We start from the raw sequence: 19698 nt of genomic DNA on the forward strand, positions 1-19698 counted from the left end.
TCGGTGACGCGTTTCTCGCACCGCTCGTCTCAATGTTGACCTCGTAGTACCGGCGCCAGCGGTCCCCTCGACCGCTGTGCCAACCGAGCCGCCCGCACCCGACGACTGTCCGGTGTGCGGGCGAGCTCACCCCGAAAAAACCGCAACGACACCGTTTGCCCTTCGACGTAACTGAGGAGCCGGGCATGACCCAGACCATCACCCCCACGGCGCCGGCGCGCGCAGCGAGCCCTGTCTCGCGCGACACGCCCGCCATCGAATTCGACAACGTGTCGTGCCGCTTCATCTCGCCGGACGGCAAGGCCACCGTCGCGTTGCGTAACTTCAGCATGGCCGTGGCGCGTGGCGAGTTCGTCGCCATCGTGGGCCCGACCGGCTGCGGCAAGTCGACCACGCTGTCGATGATCACCGGCCTGCTGCGCCCGACCGCCGGCAGCGTGCGTGTGATGGGCCAGCCGGTGAACGGCATCGACCCGCGCATCGGCTTCGTGTTCCAGAACGACGCCGTCTTCCCGTGGCGCAGCGTGCGCGAGAACGTGGCGGCCGGGCCGCTGTTCCGCGGTCAGTCCAAGGACGCCGCCTACTCGCTGGCCGACGACTGGATCAAGCGCGTCGGGCTCGACAAGTTCGGCAATCACTACCCACACCAGCTCTCGGGCGGCATGCGCAAGCGCGTGGCGCTGGCGCAGACGTTCATCAACAACCCCGAAATCCTGCTGATGGACGAACCGTTCTCGGCGCTCGACATGCAGACGCGCACGCTCATGCAGGACGAGCTGCTGCAACTGTGGTCGTCGACGTCGGGCTCGGTGGTGTTCGTCACGCACGATCTCGAAGAGGCGATTGCCCTGGCCGATCGCGTGTTCGTGCTTACGGCGCGTCCGGCCACGCTCAAGAGCGTCTACACGATCGATCTGCCACGTCCGCGCGTGATGTCGGAGATTCGTTACGAACAGCGCTTCATCGATATTTCGCGCGAGATCTGGGCGGATCTGCGCGAGGAAGTGAAGATCGGCTGATCCATTCGATCCGTCATCGAAAGTGCGTGGCGCCGCGAGGGGCCGCGCCAGTGAATTTGCAGGCCGCGTGGCATCGCAACGACGAACCGCAACGCGCGCCTTTGCCGTCAGGAGGAGGGCATGAACATGAGTGAACAAGCCGTGCTGGCAGGATTGGGCGACGCCGATCTCGCGCGCGAGGAAGCCGCGGCGCAACGTCGCATCAAACAACGTCGCGCGCTGGTGATTTTTCTGCGTGTGGCAATTCTGGTGATCGGGCTGGGGGGCTGGGAAGTGGCCGCGCGTGTCGGCTGGATCGATCCGTTCTTCTTCTCGCAGCCGACGCTGATCGTGGAGCAGATCTACGAATGGGTCACGGAAGGCACGTCGCAAGGCCCGCTCTGGACGCAGGTGCTCGTCACGCTGGAAGAGACGGTGCTGGGCTTCCTGATCGGCGGTGTGGCCGGTGTGATCTGCGGCATTGTGCTCGGTCGCAACAAGCTGCTCTCCGACGTGTTCAGTCTCTACATCCAGATCGCCAACTCGATTCCGCGTGTGGTGCTCGGCTCGATCTTCGTGATCGCGTTCGGTCTGGGCATGGCGTCGAAGGTGGCGCTGGCTGTGGTGATGGTGTTCTTCGTGGTGTTCGCCAACGCGTTCCAGGGTGTGCGCGAGGCCGATCGCTACATGATTGCCAATGCGCAGATTCTGGGGGCATCGCGCCGTCAGGTCACGATGTCGGTGGTGATTCCGTCGGCGCTGTCGTGGATTCTCGCCAGCTTGCACGTGAGCTTCGGCTTCGCACTGGTCGGCGCCGTGGTCGGTGAATTCCTCGGCTCGAAGCAGGGTATTGGCCTGCTGATCTCCACGGCGCAGGGTGCGTTCAACGCCAGTGGCGTGTTTGCGGCGATGATCGTACTGGCCGCCGTGGCGCTGGGTGCGGATTATCTGCTCACGTCGCTTGAGCGGCGTTTGCTGAAGTGGCGTCCGGCGGCGTTCTCGAACGAGTAAGCCGACGCAAACAGGAAGCCGTTTCGATTCGGATGCATCGGATGAAACGGCTTCCGATGTCGAAAACAAAGCGGCGCCCCCTGCGAAGGGAGCGCCGCTTGTCCTTTGGAGACGCGCGTCGATCAGATGTTGAGTCGGGTGACCTTCGTGCCTTCGATGTTCAGGTTGGCCATGAGACCCGCGTTGGTCATCACGATCACTTCCACCGGCGAGGTGGCGGTGTTCAGATCGACCGCACCGTTCGCGCCGACCTTGACCACGGCGACCGAGGCGTCGGCACCGGCCGTCCAGCCATCGGTGCGCTGGAATTTGTCGAGGGCTTCCTGCGTCATGAACAGGAAGACGACGGCCTTCGACTGGGCGCCGATCTGCAGACCGAACGACGCGGTTACCGTGTTGTAGTAACCCTTGGTGACGCCGCCCACGCGCAGCGCACCTTCGCCGTATTCGCCGCCCACGACGAAACCGGCTTGCAGCACCGACGGGAACACCAGCACGCCGCGCGCCTTGTTCACTAGCTCGCGCGAGCCCTTCACGGAGGCGAACATCTTGTCGAGGGTGCCGTTGACGGCGGCGTCGATTTCGCGGCGCTTGTTGGGATTGGCGCCGGCGGCGCTGTCACTCTTGTCGGCTTGCGACGGGGTGGTCGTGGTACAGCCCGCGAGCGCGAACGCAGCGGCGGCAACAGCGACGGAAGTTTTCATCAGGAATTCGCGTTTTTGCATTTTCTCCCTCCAGGTAGCGTGTGCCGCCCGCAACGGATGGCGGCATGGATGCGGATAAAACGTCATGCCGATGGCGCACCCGACAGGGTGTTGCGCTTCGGCATCGAAGCGGAAGATGAGGACGATAATTCGGCGTCCGATAGACAAGACGTCGATCGAAGTGCGGTCCGGACGCGATCAGGATGTGATCGACATGCACTCGAAGCGCGGCGTATCGCGCCAGTTTCGCGAGCTTGCGAGACTGGCGCGATACGCGTCGGCATGACGTCGATTATGCGGTCTCTGTCGGTATTGTCAAGAAAATGGCGCGATAAGTTCCGTCAACTTGCAGGCATCTGCTGTCAACTTGTAGGTGTCCGCCTACGTGCACTTGCGCATGTATTCTTCCTTGAGCGCTTTGCGCGGGTTGGTGCGTGTAGGAATGTCGACGCGATTGCCGGCGGGCGAATCGACGCGCCTGTCGCGCGTGTAGACGGGCTTGTCCGGCGTGTTGGCGATCTTGTCGGCGAGGGCGCGGCATTCGTCGCGAAGCGAGGGCGATCCGGCCCCCGAGGCGACAGCCTGCTCGGCGGCCTGGTCGCGTGCGGCCTGCGAGCATTGTTCCGGGGGCAGAGCGCGGCCCACACTATCGAAGCACACGGGCGTCTGCGCGAATGCCACGCCGCCGGTACACAGCAGTGCCGCTGCGACAGCCGCCCGCAGCAGACGTTTGTGTGAGCGGGCGAGCGGGCGCTCGGCAGTGCCAAGCATCTCGGATTGAACGGCGGAGGAAGCGGAAGACGTGAACATCGGGGACAGCGTGGCGGTGCGGCGCGGCATCGTCAATCTCCTCAATGGATCCCGCTATGGCGCGGGTGCACCTATTCTGGCATCGCCCCGGCCGGGTTGTCGATAGGCGCGACGCCTTGACGCGTCGCCAGTGCACCGGGCCGGTCGGTGCGCAATTCGAGCCGGTACCCCACGCCGTAGATCGAGCGCACGATTTCCTCGTCAGGCCGGATTGCCTGCAACTTGCGCCGCAGATTCTTGATATGGCTGTCGACGGTGCGGTCGGCCACCACGCGGTGATCGTCATACATGCGGTCGAGCAGGTGGGCGCGCGGAAATGTCTTGTCGGGGTGACTGGCGAGCGTGGCGAGCAGGCGCAGTTCCACCGGCGTGAGCGGCAGTTCGTGGCCGTCGAGCCGCGCGTGATGACGCACCGCGTCGATGATGAGCGCCGGCGGCTGTTGTGGCTGCGCCGGTGCGGCGACCGGTGGAACGGCGCCTCGCACACGTCGCAGAATCGCCTTCACGCGCGCCACGACCTCGCGCGGGCTGAAGGGCTTGCAGATGTAGTCGTCGGCGCCGAGTTCGAGGCCGAGCAGACGGTCGGTTTCCGCGGCGCGCGCCGTGAGCATGACGATTGGCACGTCGGAGACCTCGCGCACGGCCCGGCAGACTTCAAGGCCGTCCATGCCGGGGAGCATCAGGTCGAGCAACACCAGGCGCGGTTCGGTCGCACGCACGGCGGGCAGCACGTCGCGTCCGTCCGAGAGAATGCGGCAGGGCATGCCCGCCACGCGCAGGTATTCCGCCAGCAACGCCGCGAGCTTCGGCTCGTCTTCCACGATCAGAATCGGGGCGGTGTCGGGTAGCGCCATTGCGTCGGACTGGGGGCGGAGCGCGGACGGGGCCGGCGCGCTCGGTTGGGGCGTCGTGGTCAGGTGCATGGTGATCAGACTCAACACAGGGTCGTGATGGCTGGGTTGCCGAAGCCGCTCGTGCTGCCCGGACAGCACGACGGCGCGCCGGGCGAGGCGCCGGTCGCATGATTGGCCTGCGCCTGTCGGTGACAGGGCAATGTGATCGTGAGTGCCAGGCCGCCGAGTGGGGAATGCCGCGCGACGATCTGTCCGCCGTGGGCTTCGACAATGTGCTTGCACAGCGCCAGCCCGAGACCGGCACCGCCGCTTCGACGGCTTCGCGACGCCTCCACGCGGAACAGTCGCTCGAACAGGCGCGGTAGCGCGTCGTCCGGCACACCGGGCGTCGAGTCTTCGATCTCCAGACGCAATTGCGTGTCCGTCGCCGACAGGTAGACGCGCACGGCACCGCCGCCGTCGGTGTAGCGCAGCGAGTTCTCGAACAGGTTCCCGAGCAATTGGGTGAGGCGATGGAGGTCGCCGTCGACGACCAGCGTGTCGTCGGGCAAGTGCAGGCTCAACGCAATCGCCTTGGCATCGAACCAGTCGCGGAAGGCGGCCACCGATGTGGCGACGCGTTCGGTCATGTCGACCGGCGCGAACCGATAGGTGAGCGCGCCAACGTCGGAGAGCGAGAGTTCGTAAAGATCGTCGATCAGCTTGGACAGCTGCGATACCTCGACGCGCAACGACGCGAGGGCGTCTTGCGTGAGCGGGCGCACGCCGTCTTCCATCGCCTCGATTTCGCCGCGCAGGATCGACAGCGGCGTGCGCAATTCGTGGGAGATGTCGGCGAGCAGGTCGCGGCGCAGCCGGTCATTGCGCCCGAGCGTATCGGCCAGACGATTCAGGTCGACGGCCAGGCGCGCCAGTTCGTCGGTGCCGACGGTCGGCACACGCACGCCATAGTCGCCCGTCGCCATGCGATGCGTCGCTTCGAGCAGCGGCGTGACGGGCGCGAGCAGCCGCTGGGCGAGTCGCAGCGCCACGGCGCCGAGCAGGGACACGCCAAGCACCGTCAGATACATGAGGTCGTGACCGCCCAGCCAGCCCTGGCTGTCGAGCGTGGCGCGCACGACCACCGCCGTGGCCGTCATGGTGACCAGGCCCGTCGCGAAGATCGCGAGAAACAGCTTGCGGGTGATGCCGGAGTTCATGCGTTGGGTGGCGTCAGAAGTCAGAGATCAGAAGTCGGTCACGGGGCACGACAGGGCGTTCGCGGTTCGCGCGGTTGAGCCACATCGGCGCGCCATTTTCTCAGCTTCGGGATCACGCGCGCCGGGCCTCCACAAATTTTCCTCTATTTGTGCTTAGTGGCTGCACGCCGGCTTCTTACTATCCCTAACGAAGCTGGCCGACGTGCCGTCTTCGCAGACTGCCAACTATTCGAAAGACCGGCGCGGGGGCGCCTCACCATGTCGAAGCTGTCGATACAGCGCGCTGCGGCGCGCGGCTTTGCGCGGACCATCGCGTTGCTGGCCACTGCCGCCACGCTGCTTGCCGCCTGTGCCGGCCCCGCGCCCGCACCCACGCCAATGGCGGTGATGCCCATGCCGCGCGTGGCCAATGTGCAAACCGCCGGGTCCATCTATCAGCCGACCACCGCCACCAACTGGTTCGAGACCCCGGTGGCACATCGCGTGGGCGATCTGCTCACGATCGCGGTGGCGGAAAGCTCCACGGGCAGCAGCAAGGCGCAGAGCGACATCTCCCGCAACGCGAGCGTGACTGCCAAGAGCGCGAAGGCAGACGGCGCCGATACCGTGCTCGAGCGCTGGTTCAACATCGGTCAATCGGCCAGCAGCTTCAAGGGCAACGGCACGAACAGCTCGACCTCGGCGCTGACCGGCACGATCGCCGTGGCGATCGTGGAGGTGCTGCCAAACGGTGCTTATGTCGTCGGCGGGGAAAAGCAGGTCATGCAGGGGCGCAATATGGAGACGTTCCGCTTCACCGGCGTGGTCAACAAGTTCGATATCTCGCCGGGTAACGTGGTGGCGTCGAGCAAGGTGGGGCAGGCCAAGGTGGCGCGGGTCGATGCCGGCCAGGTGGCGGACGGCAGCAGCGGCGGCTGGCTGCAGGGCATTTTGCTTGGCGTGTCGCCGTTCTGATGCGGCGCCTCGCGATGGTGATGGCGCTGGCGGTGGCGGCCAGCGCGAGTCTGGGCGGATGCCTCTTCGCGACGCCCGTGCCGGTGCTCGCGGCGCAAGTGGCGTCGAGTGTGGTGGCTGCGGGTGTGGTGATGTCGGATCAGTTGCCGTCGGTGGTGCCGCCCACGGCGCAGGCCGCGCCGGAATTGCTCTCGCATAACCTGTGCATCGAACTGGCGCCTGACGGCATCTCCGATCTGCTGCCCGCGATTCAGGGACGCCTGCGTGCGTACGGCATCGTCAGCCTGATCTACAGTCCCGGCACGTCACCCACGGGCTGTGTCGTACTGAATTACTCGGTTCGACGGGCGTGGCGCAATGCACTCTGGGACAGCTCGCCGACCGAATACCTCGCCTATGCGACGCTGACCCTGAGCAAGAACGGTTCGGTCATGAACACGGTGTACTTCGACGGCAGATCGTCGACGGTGCAGACATGGTCGGCGTCGAACACGCGAATGGCGCAACTGGTAGACCGGCTGGTGGTGTTTTGACGCGGGAGTGTCGTGGCATGGAACGCGCCGAATGCCGCAAACGGCTCGAATGGTGCCGGCATGGCAATTTGGCGCGCCCGACTGGAATCGAACCAGTGACCCTCGGCTTCGGAGGCCGATACTCTATCCCCTGAGCTACGGGCGCTATGCAGACCACCGGCGAAGAAAGCGCGAGCGCGCCGCCGGCAGGCAAAGAGGTAGAAGCATAGCGGTTTTGCCGCGCGGCGTCCATGCCCCGTGCATTCCCGCGCCCCACAATGCGGCGAAACGCTGCCCCGGGCCGATCTCGCGCGGATTTGCTGTGAGTGCGTCCGGGCCGTCCTTTGCGCACGAAGCACGCGGAACACCGGATTTGCTTTCGCGTAAGTTAGGGAAAATACGGGACTTTTTGCGGCGTCTGCGCACCGCCTTGGCGTGTCATCGGTTAGGGGATTGTTGCTACAATGGCTCGTTAATTTGACTGAATGGCGCTAGGGCCTGGTTCGCCGTTCAGTGTGACGCACTCGGTTTCCACAAAAACTATTGAGAGATCCCGCATGAGTGAAGCACATAACGAGCACGAGTCTCCGATCAAAACACCCAAGCAGCTCATCGCCGCAGTCGTTGCAGGATTTCTGGTCCCGATCATCATCATCGTTCTGCTGGTCAATTACGTAGGTAACAGCACATTGCCCGCCGCGGGCAGCTCCGCCATGACCGAGAAGGCCGTCGCCGAGCGCATCGCGCCCGTGGCCCGGGTCGAAGTGAAGGACGCCAACGCACCGCGCGTCTTCCAGACCGGCGAACAACTCTACAAGGCCGTTTGCGCCGCCTGCCACGCCTCCGGCGCCGCAGGGGCACCCAAAGTCGGCTCGGACGACTGGGCCCCGCGCATCAAGCAGGGCTATGACGAAATGCTCAAGATTGCCCTCGCCGGCAAGGGCGCCATGCCCGCACGCGGCGGCACCAGCCCCGACGACGTGACCGATTACGAAATCGGCCGTGCCATCGTCTACATGGCCAACGCGTCGGGCGGCAAGTTGCCGGAACCCGCCGCCCCGGCTGCCCAGGCACCGGGCGCCACGGCAGCCGCCCCGGCATCGGGTGCGCCGGCCGCGTCGGCGGCCGATGCGGGCGCTGCCGCGACCGCCGCAGCGGCGATGGCTTCGCTCAAGACTGCCGCCCCGGCCGCCGCAGGCGCAGGCAGCAACCTCGACGCCGGCAAGAAGCTCTACGACACGGTCTGCATGGCCTGCCACGCGAGCGGCGTGATGAACGCCCCGAAGTTCGGCGACAAAGCGGCCTGGGCGCCGCGCATCGCGACCGGTATCGATACGCTGCACAACGCGGCCATCAAGGGGCTGAATGCCATGCCACCGAAGGGCGGCGCAGCGAATGCCTCGGACGACGACGTCAAGGCTGCCGTCGATTACATGGTGAGCGCCGCGAAGTAAGCGTCACGCCGCACCGGCCAGCGCCCATGAAAAATCCCCGCCTTGGCGGGGATTTTCGTTTCCGATGGCGCGCCTGGTCGCATCACACCCGAACGACCAACTGCGGATCGAACGCCGTGTTCTCGACACGTCCATCCAGACAGTAGCCTCGCGGGTTACACAGCACGCGAGTGTGTCCGATGCGATAGTCGAACGAATCGTGCGTATGGCCGTGAATCCACAACGCCGCATCGGACTGGTCGACAACCGAGGTCAAATCCGAAATGAATGCCGGGTTGACGAGCGATCCGGCAAAACGCGGGTGAATGCTCTGCGGTGTCGGCGCATGATGCGTCACCACGACAGTCGGCCCGTCGTGCGGGGCCGCGAGTGTGCGACCGAGCCATGCCACGTTCTCACGGCACAGGGCGGCGGAATCGTCGGGCGAGAAGAACGGCAGATCGGACCACGGCGCCGCCGGATCCCCTACGCGAATGCGCGTGAAATCGCGTGCGAACTTGATCGATTCTTCGACCACGGCGTCGTGCTTGCCTTCGGCGTCGTACAGCGCGAAATCGGTCCAGAGTGTCGTGCCGACGAAGCGCACGCCACCGATTACCACGGATCCGCGCTCGAGCAAATGCACGTTGGTGCCCGCCGTGAGGCGACGCAATTCGGCGAGCGTGCCGGCAAGCGTCGCGCCGTAGAACTCGTGATTGCCTGCGACGTAGATCACCGGGCGCGGCAATTGCTTCGCCCATTCGATGGCTTGTGCCGGGCGCGAGATGTCGCCGGCGAGGATCGTGACGTCGGCCTCGACGTCGGGAATGGCCAACGGCGCCACGGACAAATGCAGGTCGGACAGGATATGCAGTCTCACGCACCACGCTCCACAAAGGCTTGAGGATCGGTGCCGCACACGCGTCGCAGTCGTGTGTGCCAGACGCATCGCCACGCGCGCGCCGCAGGTGTGGGCATTGGACCGAAATCGACGCATCACGCGTAACGTTTCGTCCGTTTTTCACCGACTATCACCCGGCCCGCGCCGATGGTCAAGATGTCTTTGTCTTCGATGGGTTGCGCTCCTATAGTGAAACTTCACCTGACGAGTGGAGGCGAGCCTATGCGAAAACTGTTGGTTGCTGTCCTGCTTTGTTTGACCGGTCTTGCCGGAATTGCCGTGGTATCGAGCCCGGCGGCCGCGTGCGACCAAACGTCTTCGGGTGGTGGCAAATAGCAGCAAGCACTGACTTCACGGCGTGTCTGCCGCCGCCGACAGCCCCGGTCGGATATCGCCGTTCCTCAGACCAGCCCCCGCACGCGGGGGCTCTTCATTTGGCGAGACGCTTGCGCGTTGGTTCAAGCCCCCGACGAGGTCGGCGTCTTGTTGGCGCCACCTGCGAGCATGGCTTTCAGGCTCGCCAGACGGTCCTTCGGGGACATCGGCGCGTCTTCCGGCGGCGGAGGCGGCGCTTCGTCGAGTTGCATCTCGGGCACGAAGCGCGACACTTCGCACGAGAACGTCTCGCGCGCGCGTTTGCGCTTCTTGCACCACGACAGCTGCAGCGAGCGCTGCGCACGCGTGATACCCACGTACATCAGGCGGCGCTCCTCTTCGATCTTCTCCGCCGTGACTTCCTCGTCTTCTCGAATGTGCGGCAGGATGCCTTCTTCCACGCCGACGAGGAACACGTGCGGATATTCGAGCCCCTTCGACGCGTGCAACGTCGACAGACGTACCGCGTCGGGGTCGTCGCCGTCGCGGCCTTCGAGCATCGACATCAGCGCAATGGTCTGGGTGAGTTCCATCAGGCTCTTGCCGTCGTCGTCGAGGCCGTCGGCGGTGTCGAATCCGGTCGTCTGCGCCGCCTCGCTGCGTGTGCCCTTGCGCTTCATCCATTCGAGGAATTCGAGCACGGTGGTCCAGCGCGACTGCGCCTGACGTTCGTCGAACGTGTCGTACAGATAGGCCTCGTAGTGAATGCCCTCCATGAGGTCATCGATGACCTCGTTGGCAGGATCGCGTGCGGCGCGTGCGGCAATGCGCTGGATGAAGTCGCAGAACGCGCGCAGCGGTTCGAGCTGACGCGGTTGCAGTCGTGCCTCGACCGCCCCCATGTAGACCGCCTCGAAGAGCGAGACCTTCGCTTGCCCGGCGAAGCCGCCGAGCACTTCGAGCGTGGTGCTGCCCACGCCGCGACGCGGGGTCGTCACCGCACGGATGAATGCGGGATCGTCGTCGGGATTGGCGAGCAGGCGCAGATACGCGCACAGGTCCTTGATTTCCGCCTTGTCGAAGAACGACTGGCCGCCGGAGAGCACGTAGGGAATTCGTTCGCGGCGCAGCACCTGCTCGAAGATGCGTGCCTGATGGTTGCCGCGATAGAGGATTGCGTAGTCGCGAAATTCCGCGCGTCGCTCGAACTTGTGCGCCGACAGCCGGAAGACGACCGACTCGGCCTCGTGCTCTTCGTCGTTCATCGCCGTGACGGTGATCGGATCACCCAGGCCGTGTTCGCTCCACAGCTTCTTTTCGAAGATTTTCGGATTCTTCGCGATGACGTTGTTCGCCGCCGTCAGAATGCGCGACGTCGAGCGGTAATTCTGTTCGAGCTTGATGACCTTGAGCGTCGGAAAGTCGACCTGCAACTGCTTGAGGTTCTCCAGCGTGGCGCCGCGCCAGCCATAGATCGCCTGATCGTCGTCGCCCACGGCGGTGAACGCCGCGCGCTTGCCCGCCAGTAGCTTCAGCAGCAGGTACTGACAGGTATTGGTGTCCTGATACTCGTCGATGAGCAGGTAGCGCAGCTTGTTCTGCCAACGCTCGCGCACTTCCTCGTCGCGCTCGAAAAGCTGGGCGGGCAGACGGATCAGGTCGTCGAAGTCGACCGCCTGATAGGCCTGCAACGTCGCCATGTAGTTGCGGTAGACGAGCGCGGCCTGATGTTCGTCGGCCGTCTCGGCGGCGGCGAGCGCCACCTCGGGCGTGACCAGGCCGTTCTTCCACAGCGAGATGGCCGTTTGCACGCCGCGAATCATGGCCTTGTCGGTCGTGCCGAGCTGTTCCTGAATCAGGCCGAAGCAGTCGTCGGCATCGAGAATCGAGAACTGGGGCTTCAGGCCGACATGCTCCGCTTCGCGTCGCAGAATCTGCACGCCCAGCGAGTGGAACGTACAGATCGTGAGCTGATTGACGGGGACCTTGCGGCCTTCCTTGCCCGGCGTGGTCAGCGTCTTGCCTTCGAGCTGCTTGGCCACGCGCTCGCGCATTTCGGCGGCGGCCTTGTTCGTGAAGGTGACGGCCGCGATGTGCTTCGGCTCGAACCCCTTCGACTCGATGAGCCACGCGATCTTCTGCGTGATCACGCGCGTCTTGCCGCTGCCCGCACCGGCCAGCACGAGACATGGACCGTCGAAGTAGTGCGTGGCTTCGTTCTGGGCGGGATTGAGCGGAAAGGACGACATGGCGTGACGCGATGGGGTGAGGGCGGTGGCGGGTGACGACGCATGCACCGCCGCAAAGACAGACTGCACCGGCAAGCATTCCTGCAATGGCACGCATGGGCAGGCGCCGGATGGTGGGCAAGTCTATCACGCGCGATGCACACGCTCGTGACCGTCGCGTGAGCGCACGCAGGCACTGGCGCGGGGACTGTGGGGCCGACGCGACGTTGCGTCGCGCGGTGGCCGGGACAGGGCTGGCGTCGACGCGGAGCGGGTGCCTATAATAAAAAACGTTGCCATTGTGGTGAGGTCGCCGTGCAATGCCCAATGTGTGGGACGAACAATGCGCCGCGTGCGCAGCACTGTGAGAAGTGTGGTGCCAAACTCGCGGATGCCGAGCCGGGCTTCCGGGCTGACGCCCTGGTGCCCGGGGCCGCCGGTGCGCTCGCGGTGACGAGCGCCATGGAAGGGCGCGAAGACGTGATGCCTGTCGCCAGGTCCGATGCGGGCGATGCCCCGCCATCGCGCCGCACCCGACGTCAGCGAGGCGAGGCGCCCGGCTGGCTTAATGGCGCGCTCGTTGTCGGTACGGCGGTATTTGCCGCCATCGCCCTGGTCGGCATCTGGTGGAATCTTCGTGCGCCGTATGTCGACCCGGTGCCCAAGGCACCCGGCGGTCTGGCCGTCGCGCCATTCAATAACGGCAACAACGCACCGCCGGCCGTCGCGCCGGGCACCCCCAACGATGCAGCGGCCAGCGCCCCGAGTGAAGCGTCGGCCGCATTGGCGCGCGCGCAGGCGCTGGCGGCCGTCGATGCTGCGGCGTCCGGTGCCGCCGCCGATGTGGCGGAAGCCAGTCGCAGCGTTGCACCGCTGACCGCGTCGGCCGCCACGGCGGCGCTGACCGCGGCCGCGACCGCCATCACGCCGCCATCCGCACCGAATGCCAATGCGCCCGACGACATGATGCAACTGTTGAGCCGTCGTGCCGCAACGAACGCCGACACCGGGCGAGGCCCTGCGGCCAACGCCGATCTGCCCGCCCACTACGACACCAACGACATTGGCGCGGTGGCGGCGGAGCGCTCGCCCAATGCGGCACCCGTCACCCAGCCGGGCGTACCCGCATCGGCCCCGACGGCGGCCGGTACGATCGCCGCCGCGCTCGCGCAATGCGAACGCTATCGCTGGTACGAAGTGATACCGAAACAGCGCTGTATCTGGGCCGTCTGCAATGGTCGCTGGGGCAAGGACGGCTGCCCCGCAGGCACCAATCCGGGCGAGTCGCGCTGAGGACGTCTGTGTCAAATTGACAGTCCCCGGCTTTCCCCGTAAAGTGCGCGAGCGTGGTCGGGAGAGCGCACCGGGAAGCACATGCCGGAGCCGCCGAAGGGGTAATACCCATAAACTCTCAGGCATCAGGGACCGTCCGCGCCGAAGGCATTGCCTTCGATCTCTGGAGAGCGGTTGCCGCGTGCGTGTCACGCGGGCGACCCACCGAAGGGGCCGGCAGGGCGACAGGGCGCAACGGGCACACCGCGCGCACCGCACCGACCGGGCAATCTCTCAGGTACCAAGGACAGAGGGGTCATCTCGCCAACTGGCATTGCGCCGGGCCCGTGCATGAGCACGGTCCGGGCGTGAAAAGTGCCGGTCGTCGAGATGACCCCTTTTTGCATTTTCGGACGCTGTTTTCCGAAATTCCCGAACCTTGATGCCTGATGCCCCGATGACCGATCTCAAACGCACTCCGCTCAACGATACGCACCGCGCCGCCGGCGCCCGCATGGTGGACTTCGGCGGCTGGGACATGCCCGTGAACTACGGCTCCCAGATCGAAGAACATAACGCCGTGCGTACCGATGCCGGTATGTTCGACGTCTCGCACATGTGCGCGGTCGACCTGCACGGTTCGGGCTGCCGCGAATTCCTGCGGTACGCCGTCGCCAACAATGTCGACAAGCTGCAGACCCCGGGCAAGGCCCTCTACACCTGCATGCTCAATCCGAGCGGCGGCGTGATCGACGACCTCATCATCTATTTCATCGCCGAAGACTGGTTCCGCATCGTCGTGAACGCCGGTACGGCCGACAAGGACCTCGCCTGGCTGGGCCAGCTCAACGCCCACGGCGACTACAACCTCACGATCATCCCGCGCCGCGACCTGTCGATCGTGGCCGTGCAGGGACCGAACGCCCGCGCCAAGGTCTGGCAGGCCGTGCCGGGCAGCCAGGCGGCGAGCGAAGCGCTCAAGCCGTTCAATGCCGCGTTCGCCAAGGACACCGCGTTTGGCGAGTTGATGATTGCGCGCACCGGCTATACGGGCGAGGACGGCTTCGAAATCATCGTGAATGCCGATCACGTGGCGGCCCTGTGGCAGGCGCTGGTCGCACAGGGCGTGCGTCCGGCAGGCCTTGGCGCACGCGACACGCTGCGCCTGGAAGCCGGCATGAACCTCTACGGTCAGGACATGGACGACGACGTGTCGCCGCTCGACGCCGGCCTCGGCTGGACGGTCGAGAAGGACAGCGAGCGTACGTTCGTCGGCAAGGACTCGCTGATCTCGCGCGGCCAGACGTGGCGCTTCGCCGGTCTGGTGCTCGACGGCAAGGGCGGCGTGCTGCGCGCCCATCAGGTGGTGGTGACGGACGCCGGCGACGGCGAGATCACCAGCGGCACGTTCAGCCCGAGCCTGCAGCAATCGATCGCCTTCGCCCGCTTGCCGAAGGGCGTGCCGGACGGCGCCGTCGTGCAGGTGCAAATTCGTGACAAGCAATTGCCCGCACGTGTGGTCAAATTACCGTTCGTGCGTCACGGCAAGGCCGTGGTTGCCTGAGCAGGACCGGCACTACGGCACGGCGACACGTTTTTACCGATAACCGAATACCCCAATCACTGAATCCCGGAGCGTCAACATGGCGAATATCCCCGATAACCTGAAGTACACCGAGTCCGACGAATGGGCCCGTCTCGAAGCCGACGGCACTGTGACCGTGGGCATTACCGATTTCGCACAGGAATCGCTGGGCGACATCGTGTTCGTCGAGCTGCCGGACACCGGCCGTACCGTGGCCGCCGACGAAGCGTCGTGCGTGATCGAATCGGTCAAGGCCGCCGCCGACGTGCACTCGCCGATCAGCGGCGAGATCGTCGAGACGAACGCCGAAGTGCCGGGTTCGCCGGACATCGTCAATGGCGACGCCTACGGCAACTGGCTGTTCCGCGTGAAGCCGTCGAACGCCGCCGAGCTGGACAAGCTGCTGAGTGCCGAGCAATACGCAGCGAAGATCGGCGCCTGATGCCGGTACGCGGCGCTGCGGGAGCTTCGGCTTTCCCGGCGCCGCCGACGGATCGCGCCCGCGGCGTGATCCGTCATCCGCAGTACGCGATACGCAATACGCAATACGCAATACGCATTACCCCGCCGTCACTTGCCGTGATCGAACGAGAGATCTGACCCATGAACGCCTTGACTGACCTGCAAGCGCCGCGCCGCTCGCTCACCGAGCTCGAGCAGCGCGAGAACTTCTCCGCACGCCACATCGGCCCGGACACCCCCGAACAACAGGCCATGCTCACCGAGCTTGGCTACGCGTCGCGCGCGGCGCTGATCGACGCCGTCGTGCCCGCGTCGATCCGTCGCGATGGCGAGCGCTTCGCCGCCTCGCTCGGCCAGTTCGCCGCCGCGAAAACCGAATCGCAGGCGCTCGCGCAACTGCGCACGCTCGCTGACCAGAATCAGGTCTTCAAGTCGTTCATCGGTCAGGGCTACTTCAACACGCTCACGCCGGGCGTGATCCTGCGCAACGTGCTCGAAAATCCCGCCTGGTACACGGCTTACACGCCGTACCAGCCGGAAATCTCGCAAGGCCGTCTCGAGGCGCTGCTCAACTACCAGCAGATGATCATCGACATGACGGGCCTGGCGATCGCCAACGCGTCGATGCTCGACGAGGCGACTGCCGCTGCCGAAGCGATGACGCTGGTCAAGCGCACCGGCAAGTCGAAGTCGAACACGTTCTTCGTGGCCGACGACGTGCTGCCGCAAACCATCGAAGTGGTGCAAACGCGTGCCAAGCCGTTGGGCATCGAAGTGCAGGTCGGCCCGGTGGCCGCCGCCACGGAAATCGAAGCGTTCGGCGTGCTGGTGCAATACCCGGGCGTGGGCGGCGACGTGCGTGACTTCCGCGCATTGGCCGACGCGATCCACGCCAAGGGCGGCATGCTGATCGCCGCCGCCGACCTGCTCTCGCTCACGCTGCTCACGCCGCCGGGCGAGTGGGGTGCAGACGTCGCCATCGGTAACAGCCAGCGCTTCGGCGTGCCGATGGGCTTCGGCGGCCCGCACGCCGCTTATCTGGCCACGCGTGACGAACTCAAGCGCTCGATGCCCGGCCGTCTGGTCGGTGTGTCGGTCGACTCGCAGGGCAAGCCCGCGCTGCGCCTCGCACTGCAAACGCGCGAGCAGCACATCCGCCGCGAGAAGGCCACGTCGAACATCTGTACCGCGCAGGCGCTGCTCGCCATCATGGCCAGCATGTACGCGGCGTACCACGGCCCGCAGGGGCTGCGCATCATCGCCGAGCGCGTGCATCGCCTGACGGCCGTGCTTGCCGCCGGTCTCACCGCGCTGGGCGCCGCCCCGCGCAACGCCACGTTCTTCGACACGCTCACGGTACCCGTGGCCGGTCGCGCCGACAGCATTCATACCGTAGCGGCCGCTCGTCGCTTCAACCTGCGTCGCGAAGACGCCGACACGGTCGGTATCTCGCTCGACGAGACCAGCACGCGCGAAGACGTGATCGCCCTGTGGGAAGTCGTGGCCGAAGGCCTCGGCAAGAGCGCTGTCTCGCTGGACTTCAACGCCATCGAGGCCACGGTGTCGAACGGTTTCCCGGCGGCGCTGGCGCGCCAAAGCGCGTACCTCACGCATCCGGTGTTCAACCGCTATCACTCCGAGCACGAAATGCTGCGCTACCTGCGTAGCCTCTCCGACAAGGATCTGGCGCTCGACCGCACGATGATCCCGCTCGGCTCGTGCACGATGAAGCTCAACGCCACCTCGGAAATGTTGCCGGTGACGTGGCCGGAATTCGGTCAGATCCACCCGTTCGCCCCGGCCGATCAGACGGTCGGCTACCGCGAGATGATCGACCAGCTCGAGCAGATGCTCGTGGCGGCGACCGGCTATGCTGCGGTCTCGCTGCAGCCGAACGCCGGGTCGCAGGGCGAGTACGCCGGCCTGCTCATCATCCAGGCGTATCACGCCTCGCGCGGCGAAGCGCATCGTGACATCTGCCTGATCCCGGCTTCCGCGCACGGTACCAACCCGGCATCGGCGCAAATGGCCGGCATGCAGGTCGTGGTCGTGGCGTGCGACGCCAACGGCAACGTCGATCTGGCCGATTTGCAGGCGAAGGCCGAGCAGCACCGCGAGCGTCTGGCCGCGATCATGATGACGTACCCGTCCACGCACGGCGTGTTCGAAGCGGGTGCGCGTCAGATCTGCGAGATCGTGCATGCGAACGGCGGTCAGGTGTATGTCGACGGCGCGAACATGAACGCGATGGTCGGCCTGTGCGCACCGGGCGAGTTCGGTGGCGACGTGTCGCACCTGAACCTGCACAAGACGTTCTGCATTCCGCACGGCGGTGGCGGCCCGGGCGTCGGTCCGGTGGCCGTGGGCGCGCATCTGGCGAAGTTCCTGCCGAACCAGCGCTCGACCGGCTATGCGCGTGACACCGACGGCATTGGCGCCGTGTCGGCCGCACCGTTCGGCTCGGCATCGATCCTGCCGATTTCGTGGATGTACGTGGCGATGATGGGCGCGAACGGCCTGACGGCAGCGACCGAGACGGCCATCCTGAACGCCAACTACCTCGCCAAGAAGCTCGCGCCGCACTATCCGGTGCTCTACACGGGCCCGGGCGGGTTGATCGCGCACGAGTGCATTCTGGATCTGCGTCCGCTCAAGGACACCAGCGGCATTACCGTCGACGACGTGGCCAAGCGCCTGATGGACTTCGGTTTCCACGCCCCGACGATGAGCTTCCCGGTGCCGGGCACGCTGATGGTCGAGCCGACCGAGTCGGAGTCGAAGCACGAACTCGATCGTTTCATCGAAGCGATGGTCACGATTCGCGAGGAAATCCGCGCGGTGGAAGAGGGCCGTGCCGATCGCGAGGACAACCCGCTCAAGCACGCACCGCACACGGCCGATGTGGTGACCGCCGACGAATGGACGCACGCCTATGCGCGCAGCCAGGCGGCGTATCCGGTCAAGGCGCTGCGTGAGCGCAAGTACTGGCCGCCGGTCGGACGTGCCGACAACGTCTACGGCGACCGGAATCTGTTCTGCGCCTGCGTACCGATGAGCGACTACGAATAATCGTCGCGTAATCTGAACAAACGGGGGCCGGCAGAAACATTGCTGGCCCCTTTTTGTCTCTATGGATGTAACGCGGATGCGGCGGATTGATCCGCATCCGTCGAGTCACAACTACGTTTCAGAACCTCAGGAAAGTCCCATGGCCGTTTCAGTTTTCGATTTGTTCAAGATCGGTATCGGACCGTCGAGTTCGCATACCGTGGGGCCCATGCGCGCGGCGCTGATGTTCGTACAGGGACTGGAGCGCGACGGCATGCTGGCGCAGGTGGCGTCGATTCGCGCGGAGTTATACGGATCGCTCGGCGCCACGGGCAAGGGTCACGGCACCGACAAGGGCGTGCTGCTCGGTTTCATGGGCGAAGCACCCGATACCGTCGATCCGGCGACGATTGGCGAGCGTCTGGCGGCGCTGCGCAAGACCAAGGTGCTTTCGCTGCTCGGCAAGCACGAGGTGCCGTTCGTCGAGAAGGAACACATGGTGTTCTACCGGCGCGAGGCGATGGCCGAGCACCCGAACGGCATGAAATTCCATGCGTTCGACGGCTCGGGCGACAAGCTGCGCGAAGGACGCTATCTCTCGGTCGGTGGCGGCTTCGTGGTGACGGCGGGCGCATCGAATGCGCAGGTGCTCTCGGCGCACGATCAACTGCCGTACCCCTTCCGCACGGGTAAGGAACTGCTGGAGATGTGCCGTGCGAGCGGCAAGACCATCGCCCAGTTGATGTGGGAGAACGAGAAGGTCTGGCATCACGGCGAGAACGCCGAAGCGGATATTCGCCGTGGCCTGCTCAACATCTGGCACGTGATGCAATCGTGCGTGACGCGCGGCTGCGGCATCGGTAACCCGGAAGCCGACGGCGAACTGCCGGGACCGCTGCATGTGCGTCGTCGTGCGCCGGAGTTGTACCGTCAGTTGACGCAACGCGCCGAGCGCACACTGTCGGACCCGCTGTCAGTGATGGACTGGGTGAATCTCTACGCGATCGCGGTCAACGAAGAGAACGCTGCGGGCGGACGCGTGGTGACGGCGCCGACGAACGGCGCGGCCGGCATCATTCCGTCGGTGCTGCACTACTACGACCGCTTCGTGCACGGCGCCAACGAGCAGGGCGTGATCGACTTTCTGCTCACGGCCGGTGCCATCGGCATTCTGTACAAGCTCAACGCGTCGATCTCGGGCGCGGAGGTCGGCTGTCAGGGTGAGGTGGGTGTGGCGTGTTCGATGGCGGCGGGGGCGTTGGCCGCAGTGCTGGGCGGCACTGTCGAGCAGGTCGAGAATGCTGCGGAAATCGGCATGGAGCACAACCTCGGCCTGACCTGCGACCCGGTGGGCGGGCTGGTGCAGATTCCCTGTATCGAGCGCAACGCCATGGCCTCCATCAAGGCCGTGA

16 protein-coding genes, 1 tRNA gene and 2 riboswitches are annotated in these 19698 nt (G+C 65.4%); of the genes, 10 read left to right on the plus strand and 7 right to left on the minus strand.

Annotated elements, in window-relative coordinates; all coding sequences use genetic code 11:
• Nucleotides 1-185: 185 nt before the first annotated feature.
• A complete protein-coding gene (locus ABWO90_RS19640; RefSeq protein WP_353192903.1) occupies nt 186-1019 on the plus strand; it encodes an ABC transporter ATP-binding protein in 834 nt (277 codons plus the stop codon).
• Nucleotides 1020-1139: 120 nt separating this feature from the next.
• Nucleotides 1140-2009 (plus strand): ABC transporter permease, encoded by an 870-nt coding sequence (locus tag ABWO90_RS19645; protein WP_353192904.1) that lies wholly within the window; start codon nt 1140-1142, stop codon nt 2007-2009.
• A gap of 122 nt (nt 2010-2131) precedes the next feature.
• Here ABWO90_RS19645 and ABWO90_RS19650 read toward each other — a convergent pair whose 3' ends face one another.
• The 4 genes from ABWO90_RS19650 to ABWO90_RS19665 form a co-directional block, all read right to left on the minus strand.
• Nucleotides 2132-2734, minus strand: coding sequence for a BPSL1445 family SYLF domain-containing lipoprotein (locus ABWO90_RS19650; protein ID WP_353192905.1), 603 nt, complete (start codon nt 2732-2734; stop codon nt 2132-2134).
• Between the two features lie 360 nt (nt 2735-3094).
• A complete protein-coding gene (locus ABWO90_RS19655) occupies nt 3095-3553 on the minus strand; it encodes a hypothetical protein (protein WP_353192906.1) in 459 nt (152 codons plus the stop codon).
• 41 nt (nt 3554-3594) lie between these two features.
• Nucleotides 3595-4377 (minus strand): response regulator, encoded by a 783-nt coding sequence (locus ABWO90_RS19660; protein ID WP_353192907.1) that lies wholly within the window; start codon nt 4375-4377, stop codon nt 3595-3597.
• Nucleotides 4378-4457: 80 nt separating this feature from the next.
• Nucleotides 4458-5576, minus strand: a complete 1119-nt coding sequence (locus tag ABWO90_RS19665) for an ATP-binding protein (protein WP_353192908.1) — start codon at nt 5574-5576, stop codon at nt 4458-4460.
• A 258-nt stretch (nt 5577-5834) separates the two neighbouring features.
• Here ABWO90_RS19665 and ABWO90_RS19670 point away from each other — a divergent pair, with 258 nt between their 5' ends.
• Together ABWO90_RS19670 and ABWO90_RS19675 are read left to right on the plus strand one after the other, a co-directional pair.
• Entirely contained in the window at nt 5835-6530 is a 696-nt protein-coding gene (locus ABWO90_RS19670) for a flagellar basal body L-ring protein FlgH (protein ID WP_353192909.1), read from the plus strand.
• The gene (locus ABWO90_RS19675) at nt 6530-7063 is read left to right on the plus strand and encodes a hypothetical protein (RefSeq protein WP_353192910.1); all 534 of its coding nucleotides are present in this window, start codon (nt 6530-6532) and stop codon (nt 7061-7063) included. Before ABWO90_RS19670 ends, ABWO90_RS19675 begins: the two co-directional genes overlap by 1 nt.
• A gap of 69 nt (nt 7064-7132) precedes the next feature.
• Here ABWO90_RS19675 and ABWO90_RS19680 read toward each other — a convergent pair.
• Nucleotides 7133-7208, minus strand: a tRNA-Arg gene (locus ABWO90_RS19680).
• Nucleotides 7209-7599: 391 nt separating this feature from the next.
• On the opposite strand from ABWO90_RS19680, the gene ABWO90_RS19685 reads away from it, so the two are divergent.
• Nucleotides 7600-8496, plus strand: a complete 897-nt coding sequence (locus tag ABWO90_RS19685) for a c-type cytochrome (RefSeq protein ID WP_353192911.1) — start codon at nt 7600-7602, stop codon at nt 8494-8496.
• A gap of 82 nt (nt 8497-8578) precedes the next feature.
• On the opposite strand, the gene ABWO90_RS19690 is transcribed toward ABWO90_RS19685, so the two are convergent.
• Nucleotides 8579-9355, minus strand: a complete 777-nt coding sequence (locus ABWO90_RS19690; protein ID WP_353192912.1) for a metallophosphoesterase — start codon at nt 9353-9355, stop codon at nt 8579-8581.
• A gap of 479 nt (nt 9356-9834) precedes the next feature.
• The gene (locus ABWO90_RS19695; RefSeq protein ID WP_353192923.1) at nt 9835-11940 is read right to left on the minus strand and encodes a UvrD-helicase domain-containing protein; all 2106 of its coding nucleotides are present in this window, start codon (nt 11938-11940) and stop codon (nt 9835-9837) included.
• Between the two features lie 306 nt (nt 11941-12246).
• Between ABWO90_RS19695 and ABWO90_RS19700 the strand changes: the two genes are divergently transcribed.
• The 5 genes from ABWO90_RS19700 to ABWO90_RS19720 form a co-directional block, all read left to right on the plus strand.
• On the plus strand, nt 12247-13212 hold the full coding sequence (locus tag ABWO90_RS19700) for a hypothetical protein (RefSeq protein ID WP_353192913.1): 966 nt from the start codon (nt 12247-12249) through the stop codon (nt 13210-13212).
• Between the two features lie 48 nt (nt 13213-13260).
• A riboswitch (glycine riboswitch) is annotated at nt 13261-13357 on the plus strand.
• A gap of 8 nt (nt 13358-13365) precedes the next feature.
• A riboswitch (glycine riboswitch) is annotated at nt 13366-13512 on the plus strand.
• A 136-nt stretch (nt 13513-13648) separates the two neighbouring features.
• The gene (gcvT, locus tag ABWO90_RS19705; RefSeq protein WP_353192914.1) at nt 13649-14755 is read left to right on the plus strand and encodes a glycine cleavage system aminomethyltransferase GcvT; all 1107 of its coding nucleotides are present in this window, start codon (nt 13649-13651) and stop codon (nt 14753-14755) included.
• Nucleotides 14756-14834: 79 nt separating this feature from the next.
• Entirely contained in the window at nt 14835-15218 is a 384-nt protein-coding gene (gene gcvH / locus ABWO90_RS19710) for a glycine cleavage system protein GcvH (RefSeq protein WP_353192915.1), read from the plus strand.
• A 161-nt stretch (nt 15219-15379) separates the two neighbouring features.
• A complete protein-coding gene (gene gcvP / locus ABWO90_RS19715; RefSeq protein WP_353192916.1) occupies nt 15380-18307 on the plus strand; it encodes an aminomethyl-transferring glycine dehydrogenase in 2928 nt (975 codons plus the stop codon).
• Between the two features lie 139 nt (nt 18308-18446).
• Nucleotides 18447-19698: L-serine ammonia-lyase (locus ABWO90_RS19720; RefSeq protein WP_353192917.1), on the plus strand; the 1252-nt coding region annotated here is incomplete at its 3' end.

The sequence above is a fragment of the Pandoraea pnomenusa genome (assembly GCF_040391475.1).
GTDB lineage: Bacteria > Pseudomonadota > Gammaproteobacteria > Burkholderiales > Burkholderiaceae > Pandoraea > Pandoraea pnomenusa_C.